Origin of the sequence: Flavobacterium movens (genome assembly GCF_039581425.1) — a bacterium.
In the GTDB taxonomy this organism is placed as follows: Bacteria; Bacteroidota; Bacteroidia; order Flavobacteriales; family Flavobacteriaceae; genus Flavobacterium; species Flavobacterium luteolum.
Genome location: NZ_JBCPXY010000009.1, coordinates 208,130 through 226,039, shown reverse-complemented (window position 1 = coordinate 226,039; position 17,910 = coordinate 208,130). Strand labels below are relative to the sequence as shown.

General features: G+C 34.4%; 14 protein-coding genes. 4 read left to right on the top strand and 10 right to left on the bottom strand.

Features of this window, described 5'->3' with window-relative positions; all coding sequences use genetic code 11:
- The first annotated feature begins 11 nt into the window (after positions 1 to 11).
- Positions 12 to 623, top strand: coding sequence for a DUF417 family protein (locus AAYQ05_RS16920; RefSeq protein ID WP_343544569.1), 612 nt, complete (start codon positions 12 to 14; stop codon positions 621 to 623).
- 205 nt (positions 624 to 828) lie between these two features.
- Here the strand turns inward: AAYQ05_RS16920 and AAYQ05_RS16915 are convergent, their stop codons facing one another.
- Genes AAYQ05_RS16915 through AAYQ05_RS16900 form a run of 4 tightly spaced genes read right to left on the bottom strand, consistent with a single transcriptional unit; the run spans position 829 to position 8,823 of the window.
- A complete protein-coding gene (locus AAYQ05_RS16915; RefSeq protein ID WP_343544568.1) occupies positions 829 to 3,252 on the bottom strand; it encodes an ABC transporter permease in 2,424 nt (807 codons plus the stop codon).
- Between the two features lie 32 nt (positions 3,253 to 3,284).
- Positions 3,285 to 5,696 carry an ABC transporter permease gene (locus tag AAYQ05_RS16910; protein ID WP_343544567.1) on the bottom strand — a complete coding sequence of 804 codons (2,412 nt, stop codon included), beginning with the start codon at positions 5,694 to 5,696 and terminating at the stop codon, positions 3,285 to 3,287.
- 1 nt (position 5,697) lies between these two features.
- Entirely contained in the window at positions 5,698 to 8,109 is a 2,412-nt protein-coding gene (locus AAYQ05_RS16905; protein ID WP_343544566.1) for an ABC transporter permease, read from the bottom strand.
- Positions 8,110 to 8,112: 3 nt separating this feature from the next.
- A complete protein-coding gene (locus AAYQ05_RS16900; protein WP_343544565.1) occupies positions 8,113 to 8,823 on the bottom strand; it encodes an ABC transporter ATP-binding protein in 711 nt (236 codons plus the stop codon).
- Between the two features lie 286 nt (positions 8,824 to 9,109).
- On the opposite strand from AAYQ05_RS16900, the gene AAYQ05_RS16895 reads away from it, so the two are divergent.
- Positions 9,110 to 10,459: a sigma-54-dependent transcriptional regulator gene (locus AAYQ05_RS16895; protein ID WP_343544564.1), complete on the top strand. Its 1,350-nt coding sequence runs from the start codon at positions 9,110 to 9,112 to the stop codon at positions 10,457 to 10,459.
- Between the two features lie 2 nt (positions 10,460 to 10,461).
- Positions 10,462 to 11,796, top strand: coding sequence for a sensor histidine kinase (locus tag AAYQ05_RS16890; RefSeq protein WP_343544563.1), 1,335 nt, complete (start codon positions 10,462 to 10,464; stop codon positions 11,794 to 11,796).
- 259 nt (positions 11,797 to 12,055) lie between these two features.
- Here AAYQ05_RS16890 and AAYQ05_RS16885 read toward each other — a convergent pair whose 3' ends face one another.
- Together AAYQ05_RS16885 and AAYQ05_RS16880 are read right to left on the bottom strand one after the other, a co-directional pair.
- Positions 12,056 to 12,943: a DMT family transporter gene (locus tag AAYQ05_RS16885; RefSeq protein ID WP_343544562.1), complete on the bottom strand. Its 888-nt coding sequence runs from the start codon at positions 12,941 to 12,943 to the stop codon at positions 12,056 to 12,058.
- Position 12,944: 1 nt separating this feature from the next.
- Positions 12,945 to 13,466, bottom strand: a complete 522-nt coding sequence (locus tag AAYQ05_RS16880) for a GNAT family N-acetyltransferase (RefSeq protein ID WP_343544561.1) — start codon at positions 13,464 to 13,466, stop codon at positions 12,945 to 12,947.
- Between the two features lie 61 nt (positions 13,467 to 13,527).
- On the opposite strand from AAYQ05_RS16880, the gene AAYQ05_RS16875 reads away from it, so the two are divergent.
- On the top strand, positions 13,528 to 14,391 hold the full coding sequence (locus AAYQ05_RS16875; protein ID WP_343544560.1) for a LysR family transcriptional regulator: 864 nt from the start codon (positions 13,528 to 13,530) through the stop codon (positions 14,389 to 14,391).
- A gap of 4 nt (positions 14,392 to 14,395) precedes the next feature.
- On the opposite strand, the gene AAYQ05_RS16870 is transcribed toward AAYQ05_RS16875, so the two are convergent.
- The 4 genes from AAYQ05_RS16870 to AAYQ05_RS16855 form a co-directional block, all read right to left on the bottom strand.
- On the bottom strand, positions 14,396 to 14,842 hold the full coding sequence (locus tag AAYQ05_RS16870; protein ID WP_343544559.1) for a GNAT family N-acetyltransferase: 447 nt from the start codon (positions 14,840 to 14,842) through the stop codon (positions 14,396 to 14,398).
- Between the two features lie 456 nt (positions 14,843 to 15,298).
- Positions 15,299 to 15,625, bottom strand: a complete 327-nt coding sequence (locus tag AAYQ05_RS16865) for a DMT family transporter (protein WP_026728926.1) — start codon at positions 15,623 to 15,625, stop codon at positions 15,299 to 15,301.
- A 73-nt stretch (positions 15,626 to 15,698) separates the two neighbouring features.
- Positions 15,699 to 16,259, bottom strand: coding sequence for a Crp/Fnr family transcriptional regulator (locus AAYQ05_RS16860; RefSeq protein WP_343544558.1), 561 nt, complete (start codon positions 16,257 to 16,259; stop codon positions 15,699 to 15,701).
- Between the two features lie 159 nt (positions 16,260 to 16,418).
- Positions 16,419 to 17,909, bottom strand: a complete 1,491-nt coding sequence (locus AAYQ05_RS16855; RefSeq protein ID WP_343544557.1) for a TolC family protein — start codon at positions 17,907 to 17,909, stop codon at positions 16,419 to 16,421.
- Position 17,910 lies beyond the last annotated feature (1 nt).

Sequence of the window (17,910 nt, the reverse complement as noted above, 5' to 3'; positions counted from 1 at the left end):
ACAGAATCAAAATGGAAAAATTTATACGATTTATTGCGGGTGGACAAAACAACTTTATTCACTTTTTAAGAATTGCCATATTTGTTGTAATGGCATGGATTGGCGGATTAAAAGCCTTTAAATATGAGGCAGACGGAATTGTTCCGCTGGTTGCGAATAGTCCGTTTATGAGTTTCTTCTATAAAGATGCCAATGAACAAGTCGTAAATGATGAAGGCAAAACCGTAAAAGCCTACACACTTTATAAAAACGTTGAAGGCAAAACTGTTGAGAAAAACATCAAATGGCACGAAGCCAACGGAACTTATATTTTTTCTTACGGACTAGGAACTGTTATTGTGACAATTGGTTTGTTGGTTCTTTTGGGAATCTGGTTTCCTAAAATGGGCTTTTTGGGCGGACTTCTGACATTCGGAATGGCGTTTGTAACTTTATCATTTTTAATCACAACGCCAGAAGTTTATGTGCCGAATTTGGGCGGAGATTTTCCAACGCCAGAATTTGGTTTTCCGTATCTTTCTGTTGGAGGCCGTTTGGTTCTCAAAGACATTATCATGATGAGTGGTGGATTGATTGTCGCTTCAGACAGTGCAAAGAAAATTTTAAAACGATTTTACGCTTAATAAATGTGCTGTCCTGAAAAAATCAGCAGGAGGAATGATTGTGCTGGCAACATTCATTCCGCAAAACAGGTGTCCCTACAGGACACTATGTAAATACGCAACTATTTTTTTCTACCGACGAGATATTCCTAACGGAATATAATTTTACAAAAAAGCTGCGCAAGGGCTCAGACTTGCACAGCTTTTTACAAAAACTCAAAACTAATTATTCATATTTTAAATATTTCAGGACATCGACTTTTGTTGCTTGATACGCTTTTGCTAAAACAATGCATAGCGTTAAAAACAATAAAAGCAAAAAGGAAAGTAGAAACGGCAGCATCGGAATTTCGATTCTAAAGGCAAAATTGTTCAGCCATTTCTGCAATAAAACATAGGCAGGAAATACAGCAATAAGAAAGCCTATTGCACAATACACTACATATTGTTTAGACAGTTCTTTCAATAAGATATTGGTCTCTGCGCCCAAAGTTTTTCGAATCGCAATTTCTTTCATTCTTCTTTGAATGGAATAAGATGCGAGAGCAAAAAGTCCAAAAAGGGCAATAAGAATCACAATAATATTGAGCAGAGAAAACAAATTTTTCTGCTTTACATAAGACTCGTAAGTTCGCGCATATTCTTTATCGGCAAAATCATATTGAAACGGATATTCGGTATCAACTTTTGTTTTCCAGAATTTTTCAATTGCAGCAATGCTACTTTGAATCTGATCTGCTTTTAATTTTACATAGATTCGATTCATTTCATTGGCCATATCTAGAGATTTTATATGATAAAAAGTAATCGGCGGAACATCGACTTCTGGACTTAAAAGATTAAAATCTTTTACCACACCAATAATCCTCATTTTCTGATTTCCAATTTTGATCTCTTTACCAATAGGATCTTTTATTTGCATTAAAGCCAATGATTTTTCATTAACTAAAACAGAATTTATAGTATCTGAAGCTATATTTGGACTAAGATTTCTGCCTTTTATTACTTTTATATTTAGCAGATTTAGCATGTCATAGTCAAGTCCGATTGCTTTTTGTTTGAAAAGCACATCTCGATACCAAATTGGCCATTGTGAATTGTCTGCTCCATCAAAAGAAAGAAGCCCAGTTGAAACTTTTTCAACGCCTTTAATTTTTGAAAGTTCCTGTTTTATAGTTTTATATCTTTCAAAAATATTCTTTCCGACATTTTCCCCCTGATAATAAGAAGACGGAAGATTTAACGAAATTGCCATAACTTGATCGCCTTTAAAACCAAGATCTTTGTTGTTTAGATATTTAATTTGCTGATAGACAACAACAGAACCAATAATAAAAAAGGAAGCAATAGCAAATTGAAAAATCAGCATTCCATTTCTAATCCAAACGCCACTTTTGCTTCGAGCATAATTGCCTCTTAAAACTTTTAAAGTCTCAAAATTTGCAACATATAGAGCCGGAAATATTCCTGCAAATACAATGGTTATGAAAAAAACTAGTATCAACTGAAGATAAAATTGACTTTCGATTATCCTTAAATTTTTCTCTAAAAAAGAATTGTAATAAGGAAGAGCAATTTCTACAATCATTAACGCTAATAAAACCGAAAAAGCAGTCATCAAAACGGTTTCAAAAATGAATTGCCAAACAATCTGCTTTTTGGAAGCTCCCAATACTTTACGAACTCCAACTTCTTTAGCTCTTTTAATCGAATTTGCCGTTGCCAAATTGATGTAATTGACAATAGACAGAATAAGAATTAAAACCGACAAGCAAGCCATAATTACCAGAAACTGATAATTTCCTCTTCCTTCAGGATATCCATCAATAACAGAATGCAATCTGGCAGATGAAAGCGGTTCCATCAAAACCTTGAAACTTCCCATTTTCTTGACCATTTCGGCAGGTGTAAAACCGGCTTGTTTGGCAGTTCTTACAATAACCTCGTCATAAAATACTTTATCAAGCATTTTTCTGGTCGATTCTACTTTTGATGGATCTTTTAGTTTTACCAATACTTTTAGAACAAAAAGGCCTGGGTTTTTGTCAGGATCAGCCAAGTCTTTCATGTGATTTATCACTATGTTTGGTGCGATCGATGAATTTCCTGGAATGCGATAAACAGCTGAAATTGTAAACGTAGCATCCAAACATTTGATTTGTTTGCCCATCGGGTTTTTATTTCCAAAAAAGCGTTCTGCAAGTTTCTCTGAAATGGCAATACTGTTTTCGTCTTTTATAGCCGATTTGGCATTTCCATAAATAAATTCAAACGGAAAAAGAGAAAAGAAATCTTTTTCGGCATTTACGATTTTATCTACAAATTCCTTTTGGCCATTGTAAATCACTTTGTCTTTTTGATACCATTCATCTGCATAAACAACAGCTTCTACGTTGGGATCATTTTCTAAATGAGGTTTTAAACGTACAGGATTATTTGCAGTTACAGGCATATCGCTCAATTGCGCTAAAACCTGATAAACTTTATCTTTTTCGGGATTCCAAGCATTGTAGCTGTGTTCGTCGTTCCAATAAAGAAGCGCGAAAATTAAACCTGAAATTCCTATTGATAATCCGAGAATATTGAGAGCAGTAAAAAGCTTACTGTGTTTGATTTGATAGATAAATATATTGATCCAGTTTTTTAGCATTTTGTTGGTGTTTTTTTGGTTTTGGAGTTAGTTTACTCGTATTTTAAATATTTTAAAACATCTACTTTGGTCACTTGATAGGCTTTTGCTAAAACGATAGTTAGCGTTAAAAATAAAAGCGAAACAAAAGCAACTAAGAAAGGCAGAAACGGAATATCGATTCGGGAAGCAAAGTTTTCTAACCATTTCTGCATTAATAAATAAGCAGGAACAATTCCGATAAGGAAACCAATTATGCAGAAAAGAACATACTGTTTTGACAATTCTTTTAGCAGTATATTGGTTTCGGCGCCAAGCGTTTTTCTAATGGCGATTTCGCGCAATCTTCTTTCCATAGAAAAAGAAGCCAAAGCAAATAATCCGAAAACAGCAATTAATATTACGACAACATTCAGTAAAGCAAACAAGTTTCTTTGATCTTGATACTTTTTATAAGTTCGAGCAAAGTTTTTATCTACAAAACCATATTCAAACGGATATTCCTGATCGACTTTAGTTTTCCAGAATTTATCTATAGCAGCGATTGTTTCAGGCATTTGATCGGTAGATATTTTAACAGAAATAAAGCGCATCTCGTTATCTATCCAGTCAAAAGCCTTGATATGGAAAAAAATCATTGGTGCAATATTATATTCCATTCCGATGTAATGGAAGTTTTTGACAATACCTACAACTTTAAATTTTTTTCCTCCAAAAGTGACATCTTGATTTACAGGATCCTTTACCTGAAGCGTTTTTGCGGCGGTTTCATTCAATAAAGCACTCGAAATGCTGTCTGTTGCCAATTCAGGATTCAAATCTTTTCCTTTGATTACTTGGATTCCTAAAAGATTTAATTGTCCAAAGTCCATTGGCATTTGCTGTGTTATGACTTCTTTATTGGATTTATAATGAAGACCTTGCCAAGAATTTTCGTTGCTGCCAATAGAGAACATTCCAGCAGAAACAGCTTCAACGCCTTTAATTTTCAGCAATTCTTGTTTAATGAGTTTATATCTTTCGTATTGACTTTTTCCTTTTTGAGGTTTAAAAGAAATATCCATAACCTGAGTACCATTAAAACCTAAATCTTTATCCATCATAAAGTTTACTTGTTTGTAAACAATAAACGATCCGATAATGAAAAGTGTAGCAATAGAAAATTGTAAAACAAGCATTCCGTTACGAATCCAAACACCATTTTTACTTCTAGAAAAATTGCCTTTTAAGACTTTTAGCGTTTCAAAATTTGAAATATAAACTGCCGGAAAAACGCCCGAAACGATAATGACAAAAAAGAAAATTAAAATAAGCTGATAGTAAAATTGAGTTCCGATTAGCGTTAAGTTTTTATTTAAAAAAGCATTATAAAACGGAAGCGAAAGCTCAACGATTACCATTGCCAGTAAAACCGAAAATAAAGTAATCAGTGTGGTTTCAAAAACAAATTGAGCAATAATTTGCGGTTTTGAAGCGCCAACTATCTTGCGAACTCCAACTTCTTTAGCACGTCTTACCGCATTTGCAGTAGCCATATTGATGTAGTTTACAATCGAAAGTATTAAAATTAAGATAGATAAACCCACTACAATTTTTAAGAACTGCAAATTGGCGTTTTGTTCAGGAAAAGCATAATTTCCCTGATAAAGTCTTGCTCTTGAAAGAGGAAGAAGCCTTGATTTTATAGGATCTCCATATTGTTTTATAAACTGTTCAATAGATAATCCCTCAGCTTTTGCCTGTTTTTTGTAGTTGTCTTCAAGAAATATTTTATCTAAGTTTTGAATAACAGCCGTAGTATCGCTTGTTTTTTTTAGCTTAAGCATTAATCCGTAGCTAAACCCCCAGTTATCTTTGTTTTGCTCTAATTCATCTTCTACTACTGGAGTAATTACAGCAGGCATTATCGATGATTTTTCGGGTGTTTTATAAATACCGCGAACTACAAAAATTCGATCAGCATACTTAACTTGTTTTCCCATAGGATTTTCATTCTTAAAAATGCGCGAAGCCGTTTCTTGAGAAAGAACCATGCTGTTTTGGTCGCTAAAAGCTGTTTTAGCATTTCCTCGTACAAATTCAAAAGGGAAAAAAGAAAAGAAACTTCTTTGAGCTGAAAAGATTTTGTCAACCAATTCTATTTTTCCGTTATATTGAATGGTTTCTTTTGTGTAATACAGTCTATAATAACAATATTGGTCTAAATAGGAAGTAGTTTCGTTTAACATTCTTCCTGGAATCGGGGAGTTTGATGTCCAAACATTTCCTCCGCCAAAATCGTTCATTACGTTATAGATTTTATCCTTTTCAGGATTCCATTGATCATAAGAATGTTCGTCGTTCCAGTATAGAATTGCAAAGATTAAACCTGCAATTCCTATACTCAAGCCCAATATATTAAGGGCTGTAAAGAATTTATTGTTCTTTATATGATAAACAAATATGTTTGTCCAATTTTTAAGCATCTTACTCGTATTTTAAGTATTTTAAAACATCCACTTTTGTTACTTGATAGGCTTTTAGCAATACTATTGTCAGTGTAAGGAAAAGCAAAGAGACAAAAGCAAGAAAAAAGGGAAGAAGAGTGATATCTATTCGGAAAGGAAAATTTTTAAGCCATTTCTGCAATAAAAAATAAGCAGGAACGATTCCGATAAAGAAACCAATTATACAGAAGATTACATATTGTTTAGATAGCTCTTTCAGTAAAGTATTGGTTTCAGCGCCAAGTGTTTTTCTGATTGCAATTTCTTTGAGCCTTCTTTCCATAGAAAAAGAAGCTAGGGCAAACAGTCCGAAAACAGCAATTAGAATTACAACAACATTCAATAAAGCAAATAAGTTTCTTTGATCTTCATATTTTTTATAAGTACGTGCAAAATTTTTGTCTACAAAACTATATTCAAAAGGATACTCTGCATCTACATTTTTGACCCAAAAATTCTTTAGCAAAGCAATAGTCTTATCCATATTTTTTGGAGAAACTTTTACTGTAATAGATTCGATGTTTCTCTGTGTCCATTTTTGGGCATTGATATGAAAGAAAATCATAGGAGCAATTTCGGTATCAAGACCGGAATAATGAAAGTTCTTTACAATTCCTACAACCTTATATTTTTCACCCTGCCAATCGATGATTTTATCAATAGGATTTTTTTCATTCATCGTTTTCGCTGCAACTTCATTCAATAAAACATTAGAAATCGTATCAGAAACTAGTTTATCGGAAAGGAATCTTCCTTTTAGCAGTTTAACGCCTAACATTTCTAGCATTCCAAAATCTGAACCCAATTGCTGAATGATAACTTCCTGATTGTTTTTATAATGTAGACCACCTCGAGAAAATTGATCATTGGCAATAGAAAATGCTCCAGCAGAAACTGCTTCAACACCTTGAATTTTCTTCAGCTCTTGTTTTATGCTTTCGTAGCGTTCAAATTGCTCTTTGTCTTTTTGTTCCCTAAAAGAAATATTCATTAACTGTGATCCATTAAAACCTAAATCTTTATCTACCATAAATTGAACTTGCTGGTACACTACAATAGAACCTATAATAAAGAAAACCGCAATCGAAAATTGTAAAACAAGCATGCTGTTTCTAAGCCATAAACCGTTTTTACTCTGCGAAAAATTTCCTTTTAAGACATTTAAAACTTCGAAATTTGAAATGTAAACCGCAGGAAAAACACCACCGACAATAACCACAAGAATAAAGATTGCAATAAGCTGAAGATAAAACTGAGATCCCGCAAGAACCAATTCCTTATTTAGAAACTGATTGTAAAAAGGCAAAGAAACTTCTACAATTACAAGTGCCAATAATAAAGCAAAAAGCATGGTTAAGGCAGTTTCAAATACAAATTGAAGTACAATATGTACTTTTGTAGCACCAACAATTTTTCTCACACCAACTTCTTTTGCTCGTTTTATTGCATTAGCTGTGGCCAAATTAACATAGTTAACAATTGAAAGCAATAAGATTACGATAGATAATCCCATTAAGATTCGCAAGAACTGAAGATTTCCTGATCCCTCTGGAAATACATAAGTTCCATTATAAAGTCTCGAATTTTCAAAAGGAAGTAATTGAGCCTTTGTAGGTCCTCCGTATGCCTTTATGAATGCTTCAAGTGTCATTCCTTCACGTCTTGCTTGTCTTTTATAATTATCTTCAATAAAGAATTCATCAAGACTTTTTGTTACAAGAGACGCATCACTACTTTGCTTTAATTTTAATAGTAAACCAAAACTATAGCTCCAGCGATCCTTACGCGCTTCTAGATCTTCTTCGATACTGTTTGTAACAGCGCTTGGCATTACAACCGATTTTCCAGGTATTTTGTAAACTCCTCGAACAACATACATTTTGTCAGCATATTTTACTTGCCTGCCAATTGGGTTTTCATTTTTGAATAAACGAAAAGCCGTTTTCTCAGAAAAAACAATGCTTTGCGGTTCTTGAAGTGCCGTTTTTGCATTACCATATTTGAATTCAAACGGAAAAAAAGAAAAGAAACTTTTTTGTGCAGAAAAGATTTTATCAAGCAATTCTGTTTTACCATTAAATTGTATTGTTTCTCTACTGTAATAATTATAGAAATAGCAATAATTTTCTAGATAAGAAGTTGAGGATTTTAAATATGGAGCTGTCTTCGCAGAATTAGTAGCCCAAATATTTCCTTCGCCCAAATCATTCATTACAATAAATGTTTTATCCTTTTCAGGATTCCATTTATCATACGAATATTCGTCGTTCCAATATAGCGTTGCAAAGATTAGACCTGCAATTCCAATACTCAGACCTAGAATGTTCAGAGCTGTGAAAAGCTTGTTATGCTTTAATTGATAAATAAATATATTAATCCAATTCTGAAGCATAAACTAGTTGTTAGCAGTTACTAAAACATCAACATTTCTATGATTTACTTTTTCAGAAAGGATTTCACCATCTTTCATTAAAATAGTTCTTTGTGAGAAAGAAGCATCGTAATCTGAGTGTGTTACCATCAAAATGGTCGATCCGCTGGCGTGAAGATCGGTCAACAATTCCATTACTTCATTTCCGTTTCTGCTGTCTAGATTTCCTGTTGGCTCATCGGCCAGAATAATTTTAGGGTTATTGATTAGAGCTCTTGCTACGGCTACACGCTGCTGTTGTCCGCCCGAAAGCTGTTGCGGAAAATGCTTCAATCGGTGTGCAATTCCCAAAATTTTTGCCATTTCGTTTACTCGCGATTTTCTTTCGGCAGAAGGAACATTGCTGTAAATTAAAGGCAGTTCGATATTATCAAAAACCGATAATTCGTCAATTAAATTGAAGTTCTGGAAAATGAATCCGATGTTTTCTTTTCTGGCTTGCGATTTTTGCTTTTCCTTCAAACCCACCATTTCCTGATCAAGAAGCTGGTAACTTCCGCTTGAAGCACTGTCTAGAAGTCCAATGATGTTCAATAAAGTCGATTTTCCGCTTCCAGACGGCCCCATAATCGATACGAAGTCGCCTTGATTGATGGTCAGTGAAACTTCACTTAATGCTTTGGTTTCTAATTCCTCAGTTCTAAATACTTTTGAAAGTTTTGTAATGGTAATCATAATTTGACTGTTTTAATTTTTGATTGATTTTCTTTTAAAATTTATACGCCCTTTGGAAATGACAGAAACAAGTCTGAAAATTAAGATAAATTATTTTTAATTTATCGCTATTTATTTTGTTATTTGTACTTCCGAAAGAGGTTAATTATTAATGATTTACAAGTTCTAATGTGATTTTCGTGCCAGTAAATTAAACCTTGTAAATACCTTGTTTTTAAGGGATTATTTTTCTGAATAAATTTAAACTGTCCATAAGTGGACACCTTTCGTCCAAAACTGAACAATAATGAAAAAGACCAACGCATCTATTTTAATCATCGACGATCAGGAAGACATTCTTTTTGCATCAAAAGTCTATCTGAAAAAGTATTTTGAAAACATTTATACGCTCAATAATCCGAAAAACATTGTCGAATTATTGGCAAAAAATGCCATTGATGTCGTCCTTTTGGATATGAATTACAGATTAGGATTTGAAGATGGGAGAGAAGGTCTGTATTTATTGAAAGAAATAAAAACGCTTTCGCCGAAAACAGTTGTAATTTTAATGACTGCTTTCGGAAAAGTAGAAACAGCTGTTGAAGGCTTAAAATCGGGTGCTTTTGATTATATTCTAAAACCTTGGGAAAATAAAAAGCTTCTAGAATCGGTAAAACAAGCAGTCGATAAAGCTCGAAAAGAACAGAAGAAAAACAAGGAAGTTGAGATAAAAGAGGAATTTTTTGTTGGCAGTTCTGAAATTATAAAAAAGGCTTATTCTCTGGCAGATAAAGTCGCAAAAACTGATGCCAATGTTTTGATTTTGGGTGAAAACGGAACAGGAAAATTTGTTCTCGCGCATCATATTCATACACAATCTGAAAGGAAAAATCAGCCGTTTATTGCAGTTGATTTGGGTTCTTTAAATTCAAATATTTTCGAAAGCGAATTGTTTGGTTATGCCAAAGGCGCTTTTACCGATGCAAAAACCGATACAGCGGGACGTTTTGAAATGGCGCAGAACGGAACTATTTTCTTAGACGAAATAGGAAATGTACCGCTTCATCTGCAATCGAAATTGCTTCAAGTGATCCAGACCAAAACCGTAACAAGGTTAGGAGAAACGAAAGCAAGACCTTTAAACGTTAGAATTATTACAGCAACCAATTTGAACTTAAAACTTGAAGTTGCTGACAAAAACTTTCGCGAAGATTTATATTATCGCATTAATACGATGGAAATTATTTTGCCACCGTTGAGAGAACGTCACGAAGATAAGATTCCGCTTGCCGAATATCTTTTGGATAAAATGATTGAGAAATATGGCCGTGACGAAATTACTTTTGATAAAAAAGTCTTAGAGCAGATTGAAAAACATGCTTGGAACGGAAATATCCGTGAAATGGAGAATAAGATTGAACGTGCGGTTATTCTTTGTGAAAATAACACCATCACGGTTTCTGATCTGGATTTAGAAACGATAACGCCTTACGAGGAAAACTCAGATGACATTCAGCTTTCTTCGGTTGAAAAAGCAGCGGTTGAAAAAGCACTGCTTAAAAACAACAACAATATCAGTAAAACTGCCGAAGAATTGGGATTGTCAAGAGGCGCACTGTACAGACGTTTGGAGAAATTTAATATCAATATCGACTAGTTATGCTAAGAACTTTACAAACTTATAAACTCCTTTTTCTGCGATTAATTTTTATCGTGATCGGAATCGAATTGTCGCTGTATTTCTTTAGAATTGGCTTGCTTTTTACGGGAGTTTTTGGTCTATGCATGGTTTTTCTGCTAGGAAGGGAAATGTATTTTTATGTTAGAAATATGGTCTTGATTTATAATAAAACCATCTCTTCGATATTGCAGGATGATTTTAGTTCCGATTTTTCTAAACATAAATTCAACAGTACTTATAACGAGCTGTTTACCTTGTATGAAACTTTGAAAAGTAAACAAAATGAGCAAGTTACGAGAGATATTATTTACCGTTCGATTTTAAATAATATAGAATCGGGTGTAATTATTTTGCAGAAACAGGAAAGCGATTGGAGTATTTTTTTGATGAATGATTATTTCTCGAGCCATTTTAATGTTCCGAAAGTTTCAAAATGGAAATATCTTAAAAATCAGCTGCCATCTTTGTGTGAAATTATCGAAGAAGATGATTTTCATGAAATTAAAACTTCAATCGAACTTAGTATAAACGAACAAAGCAAACAGACGTTTGTTTTGCAGGCTTCACGAACTGAAATTTTCGGTCAGGATTACTTTATTGTTCTGTTGGATTCGATTCAGAATGTAGTAGAAAAGAAAGAAAAAGATGCGTGGATTAATTTGATGAAAGTGATTTCGCATGAATTGCTCAATTCTATAACGCCAATTCGTTCAATTTGCCAGAATTTAGAGGATTTAGTAGAACAAGATTCGCTTTCGACAGAAGATTTAGAAGACATAAAAAACAGCGTGCAAACAATGCTGAGACGAAGCGACCATTTGCAGAAATTTGTTGAGGGATATCGAAAATTGGCAATGCTTCCTTCACCCAAAAAAGAAAAAGCAGAATTGCTCTATTTGGTCGAAAACTGCATTGAAGTTATGAATCCGTTGTTTAGAAAAAATAATATCGAAGTAATTAATGGCGTCACTCAAAACTATTTGATAAATGTCGATTCTCAACAGTTAGAACAGGTAGTGATTAATTTGTTAACGAATTCGATTAATGCTTTAGAAAATAGCAATACGAAGCAGATTTCGATTTCGGCGGAAGCCAAAAACAATCGCATTTTTATAAAAGTTTCGGACTCAGGAAAAGGAATCGAAAAAGAAATTGAGGACAAAATATTTCTTCCGTTTTTCACCACCCGAACCGAAGGCGCTGGTATTGGTCTGACTTTATCTAAGAACATTATAGAAGCACACGGCGGTTATATTTCTCATAAAACCGAAAATGGAAAAACGACTTTTGAGATTTCTTTGATTGAGGATTGATAGATACACTCTAAAGTTAGTTTGCGCATTTTTGTCATTTCGACGAAGGAAACCTGAGCGATAGCGAACAGGCGAAGCAAATCTCACGCGGGATTCGACAAAGATTGGAGAAATTCGGCGCGGAGTTTCTAGTGTGGTTCCTCGTTCCTCGGAATGACAAGCATTGACGGAACTTTGTCAAAGTTTCAAACTTTGACAAAGTTTACGAAGCAACAGAGTTCTTCGTAAAGTATTAAGCATCCAAACACTCAGTAGAGTATTAGTTTTTTCTAATAAACAGTCTTAATCTTTCACTTTTAAAATTGACTTCAGAAATAATTGTAGCAGAAAAAATCAACGTTCCGCCTAAAAGTAAACGCCATGAAAGGTTTTCACCTAAAATAAAGAACGCTCCAATTGCCCCAAAAACAGGCTCAAACAAATAAATAACCGCTACGCGTTCTGCCGACAAATAGCGTTGCGAAACGTTTGAAACCGTGTACATAAAAGCCGTAGAAAACAAAGCACAGTAAATTACGCCCATCCAAAATGTATTATTTTGAGGTAACCATTCTGATGTATTGTCTGTTATCGCTATAAAGAATGTAAAAAGCGCACAAAACGCAAACATTGGCACAATAGAATACAAAAGGTTTTTTGTGGCCGAATGTTTTTCAACAGCAATTAAATAAACTGCAAAAGCAAAGGCTCCCGCAATGGTAAATAAGTCTCCAAAGTTTATGGTAAATTTATCTTGAATGGCAATAATAAATAACCCAGTTAAAGCCGTCAAAGCGGCAATCCAGATTTTTAGTGAAGCGTTGGTTTTATAAATCGCTAGTTTTAATAACGGAATAATAATTACGGTTAATCCTGCAATAAAAGAGCACTGAGAAGCATCTGTATATTTAAGTCCAACAGTTTGAAGCTGAATGCCTAAAAACATGGGTACAGCAAGCAAAAAGCCTGTTTTAATAGCTTCTCGATTAATGTCTTTGACATATTTCCAAAAAATAATACTCAATACCACAACAGCCAGCAGGAAACGATAGAATAAAAATACGTTTAGTGAATAGTGGCCAATTGCCATTTTGGTAACGGAGTAGGATACTCCCCAGAATGCAGTGCCTAAGATTAGTAGAAACAATAAAAGCTGTCTTCTTTCCATTTTAATTCAATACTTTTTTCATCATTAAATCGGTTTGCTCGTCGTTGCCTAATCTAAAAATATGGGTGTCAAATTGAACGAAACCATTTTTAGTGTAGAAACTTACTGCTCTAAAATTCTTTTCCCAAACGCCCAACCACATGTACGTAGCTTTTATTTCTTGGGCAATTTCTTCTGCTTGAGCGTATAGTGCCTGCGCGACTTTTTTACCATGAAATTCCTTTGCTACATAAATACGTTCTATTTCTAAGGCATTTAAATCTTCTTTTTCAGTTTGTGCATCAGCTGTATTCAATTTTAAGTAACCAACTATTTTTTCATCTAAAACAGCTAAATAGAAATACGATGAAGGATTGTTTAATTCTGCTGTTAGTTTTGCTGTAGCAAAGCTTTCGTCCAGATACTTTTTCATGTTTTCTTCGCTGTTGACATCAGCAAAAGTCTCAGAAAAGGTTTGTCTGCCAATTGATTGTAGTTTTAAGACGTCATCAGTTGTGGCTTTGGTTATTTTTAGCGTATTCATTTTTGTTTCTTTAATGCGTTTAAGCTATTTTTTATTCTTTATAAATGCGTAAATTGCATCAATGGATTTACAGCAGATTAAATATTTTTTGGCCTTAGCCCGCGAACTTCATTTCTGGAACACCGCCGGAAAGATGAATATTACACAATCGGCACTTAGCCGTCAGATTCAGTCTCTTGAGAATCAGCTTGGCGTGCAGTTGTTTGAGCGTAATAAACGCAACGTTAAACTTACTGCTGCCGGTCAGTTCTTAAAAGAAAAATGGGAGGTTGAATTGAGTAAACTAGAGTTTATTCATCAATCTGCCCGCCAAATTCAGCTAGGCGAGAGTGGTACCATTACCATTTCTCATCCCGATTCTATTTCGGCTTCTCTAATGCCCGAAATTTTGTCCCGTATTTCAGAAGCTTTTCCAAAACTAAAAATCAAACTGGTTCAGGTGCTGTACGAGAATCAGCAGGATTTTCTGCGAAATTATAAAATTGATCTGGCGATTACCAGAGATATCAATAATTCAAAAGATATTCAATCTCAAAAAATCTATACTGATCACCTAGCGGTTGTTGTTCCAGAAGATCATCCATATCAAACGCCAGAGGATTTTACTAAAGAAACTCTTGCTTCTCAAAAGTTTATTTTGCCAACCAATGACGAAGGCAGCAGTTACAGCGACCTTATTCAGAGATTATTCAATTCTTTGGATAACGCGCCAGAAGCCTATCTTCAGTCTGAATTTGGTTCTTCTATAATTGCTTTGGTTCGAAAAGGACTCGGAATCGCGATTTTACCCGATTCGTATGTCTTTCATGAAATTCCAGGAATCCGATTTATCAAATTACCGCTGGAAACCGATTTATATATCAATTGGAGAACCGAAGATCATAATCCGGTATTAGCCAATGTTTTAAAATTGATTATTCCGTAAAGCGTTAAGCTCTAAGCATTCCGATATGCGGAATTCGATCTTCATCATAAACTTCGCCTTGTTCTGCAAATCCCAAAGACTGATAGAATTTGGACAAATGGTATTGCGCACTAATTCGGATTGGACTTTTTCCGAATTTCTCTTCGCAGCCTGCAATCGAAGCTTCCATTAGTTTTACTCCTAAACCTAATCCGCGATGCGATTTGGCAATTACAACTCTTCCTATTGAAACTTCATCATACGATACTCCTTTTGGAAGTAAGCGCGTGACACCTGCCAATTCGTTATCGACATAATACAATAAATGAAAACCTTTCTGGTCTTTATTGTCTAAATCGAGATAAGGACAGTTTTGTTCTACTACAAAAACGTCACTTCTTAACCGAAGCATATCGTACATTTCGTGATTGGTTAATTCGTCAAAAGATTTAATGGAATGGCTGAATGTCATTTTTAATTTTAGGCTTTAATTTTTGGCAAAGATAAAGGAGAGAATAATGATTAAAAATGCTATTTTTTTATCATGTGATGCTGGAATTGCATTAGTTGTTTTAAATTCCAAATCTTAAATTCCAAATTACAAGCCGAAAACACAAAACGAAAGTGGAAACTTTGTCAAAGTTAAGGCAACAGTTTACGTCAACAGTTTGTCATTCCGAGGAAGGAGGAATCTCCGCAAGAAACTCTACAAAGATTGGCAACTATTCTGAACGGAGCTACTTGCGGAGATTCCTCCTTCGTCGGAATGACAAGATTGGGTGAAAATTCTATGTGTTAGAAACTAGTTTCTTTCAATTACCTTTTTTTTAGAGAGGGAAATCTACGTTTCCATGAGTTTAAAAACAAAAAAACTTTGTCAAAGCTTTAAAACTTTGACAAAGTTGTATCCAATTCGTGTAATATATTTTTAGTGAGAAACTGCCTTTAAACCAACAATAGAACCAACTAAAGTAGCCAAGAAAAACAATCTCCAGAATGCTGCTGGTTCTTTAAAAACAAAGATACCCACTAGAACCGTTCCAACAGCTCCAATTCCTGTCCATACAGCATAAGCCGTTCCTAGAGGAAGGGTTTCTGTAGCTTTCATTAATAAAAGCATACTTACGGTTAACGAAATAAAGAAACCAATATACCAATAGTACATTTCAGTTCCAGTAGTTGCTTTTGCTTTTCCAAGACATGATGCGAAGGCTACTTCAAATAGACCCGCGATGATTAAAATAATCCAGTTCATATAGTTAAAATTTTGTGATGCAAAGTTCTTTTATGGAAATCAGAAAAAAATTAACAAATGATAAAAAATGAAGTTATTTTATTTCTGCACGTATTCTGCTTAAACTGACTTGTGTAATTCCTAAATAGGAAGCAATATGTCCTAGTTGAACTCTTTGCAAGAGTTCGGGATGATCTTTCATTAATTCCAAATAACGTTCAGACGCATTTTTGAACTGTTTAGAAATCAAACGTTCTTCGGTTTTGATTAATTCTTTTTCTGCAAATTTACGTCCCCAATTGGCGATGTGAACATCTTCATTAAAGAGTTTTCTAAGATTTTCCGTTTTAAGTTCGTACAATTCACAGTCTTCCAAAAGTTCGATGGTTTCATAACCAGGTTGGTCTTCCACATAACTTTTCATCGAAATAATGGTTTCGCCTTCTTTTCCAAACCAAAACGTAACTTCATTATCTCTTTCTACATAAGCTCGTACTAATCCTTTTTTTATAAAATAAATATTAGATTCTACTTTATTGGCTTTTAGCAAAATATGCCCTTTAGCAAAAGCAATTTCTGTAACATTGTTTTGCAAAGCGAACTTAGATTGCTCAGGAAGTTCGTGTATGTAATCGAGAATTTTGGAAATATCCATCAACGGAATTTTAGTATTTTGGAATAAAGGTAAAAAGTAAACGGTAAAATGAGTGTTGGTTTTATAAAAAAAATCCCGTTTCAAAATAGAAACGGGACTTAAAAACAACCTCTGCGATGAGCTATTATAAACAGAAGCCATTTTTGACCAACATATAAACTAATTTATTCCTCCGCCTAAAGCTTTGTAAAGCAGTACTTGAGAGTTTGCATTTCGAAGTTGGATATCAACAAAATCCAATTCGGCTTGCAATTTATTTTTTTGCGCGTTGATGATTTCCAGATAATTGGCATAACCGCTCAAATACAAATCGTTTGAGACATTTACGGCAATTTCGAGATGATCAATTTCGTTCAATTTATATTTTAAAACATCTTCATAAGCTTCATTTCGGTGCAGTAAAGCGCTCAATTCGTTGAACGCTGTAGTCACTGCATTTTGATAGTGAAGGAATGAGATTTCCTGTCTTCTGTTCGAAACATAAAATTCCTGTTTGATTTGTCCTTTATTAAAAACAGGAGCTGTCAAACCTCCTAATAATTGCCATGCAAAAGAACCCGCATCAAAAAGAGTGTTGAATGAGAATGAGTTGAAACCTGCATAACCGCCCAGATTTATCGTTGGGAAAAAGGCAGCGCGAGCCGATTTAGCATCTGCGTTACTTGCTAATAATTCGAAGTAAGCTTCAGATACATCTGGCCTTTTATGAATGATAGAATCTACGCTTATTTTTTGGTTTAAAACCTCTAAATGTCCAGCTAAGAAATCGCTGCTTCGGTCAATTTTTCCGCCATATTCCCCCAAAAGAGTCAATAAAGCTTTCTCTGTCTGATCAATGCTTAAATGCAATTCTGAAGCTTCTGCATGAATGTTATTGTTTTGCGCATTAAACTGTTGTACAGCCAATTCTGTAGCTTTTCCAACAGATCTTTGTGCCGATACAATATCAAGAGCTCTTTCCTGCGTTTTCAAGTTATTATCGTAAATCGACTTTTGTTTGTCTAAAGCGATCAATTTGAAATACAAGTCGGCAACATCACTTAAAAGGCGAGTTTGCAACAATCGCATTCCTTGCTGTGAAGCAAAAAATCGCTGTTGCGCTGCTTTTTTACGATTGCTCAGTTTCCCCCATATATCAGCTTCCCAGGAAACTTTCGCGCCTAAAAATAGGTTCGGAGTTACATCTTCGTTGATTCTTTGTTTTTCGGAAATATTCTGAGAAAAGTTAGTATCAAAGTTACCAACTCCATCCATTGTATATTTTCCGTAATGCGTTCCCGATGCATCGGCAACAAAATCTAAAGAGGGAAGAAGCGCCAGTTTTGCCACTTTTAAATGCGAATTGGCAATTAGGATTCTTTCCTGCATGATTAAATAATCAGGATTCTTTGCAATGGCTTTTTTTAATAAAGCTTCTAATTTGGGATCTTTAAAAAAAGTTTCTGTTTTTAATGGAATAAAAGTCTCGTTTGATGCTTCTTTCCTTTGTGCATCAAAATTTTCTGGAAGCTTTGCAGCGTCTAGTTTAATACTGACTTTTGGTGCAGAACAAGCTGTCAAAAGTAAAATTCCTGTTATTACAACGGCACATTTGGTTGTCCTTAGAAACTGCACATCAGCATTTTTATATTGATTTAATATCTCTTTCATT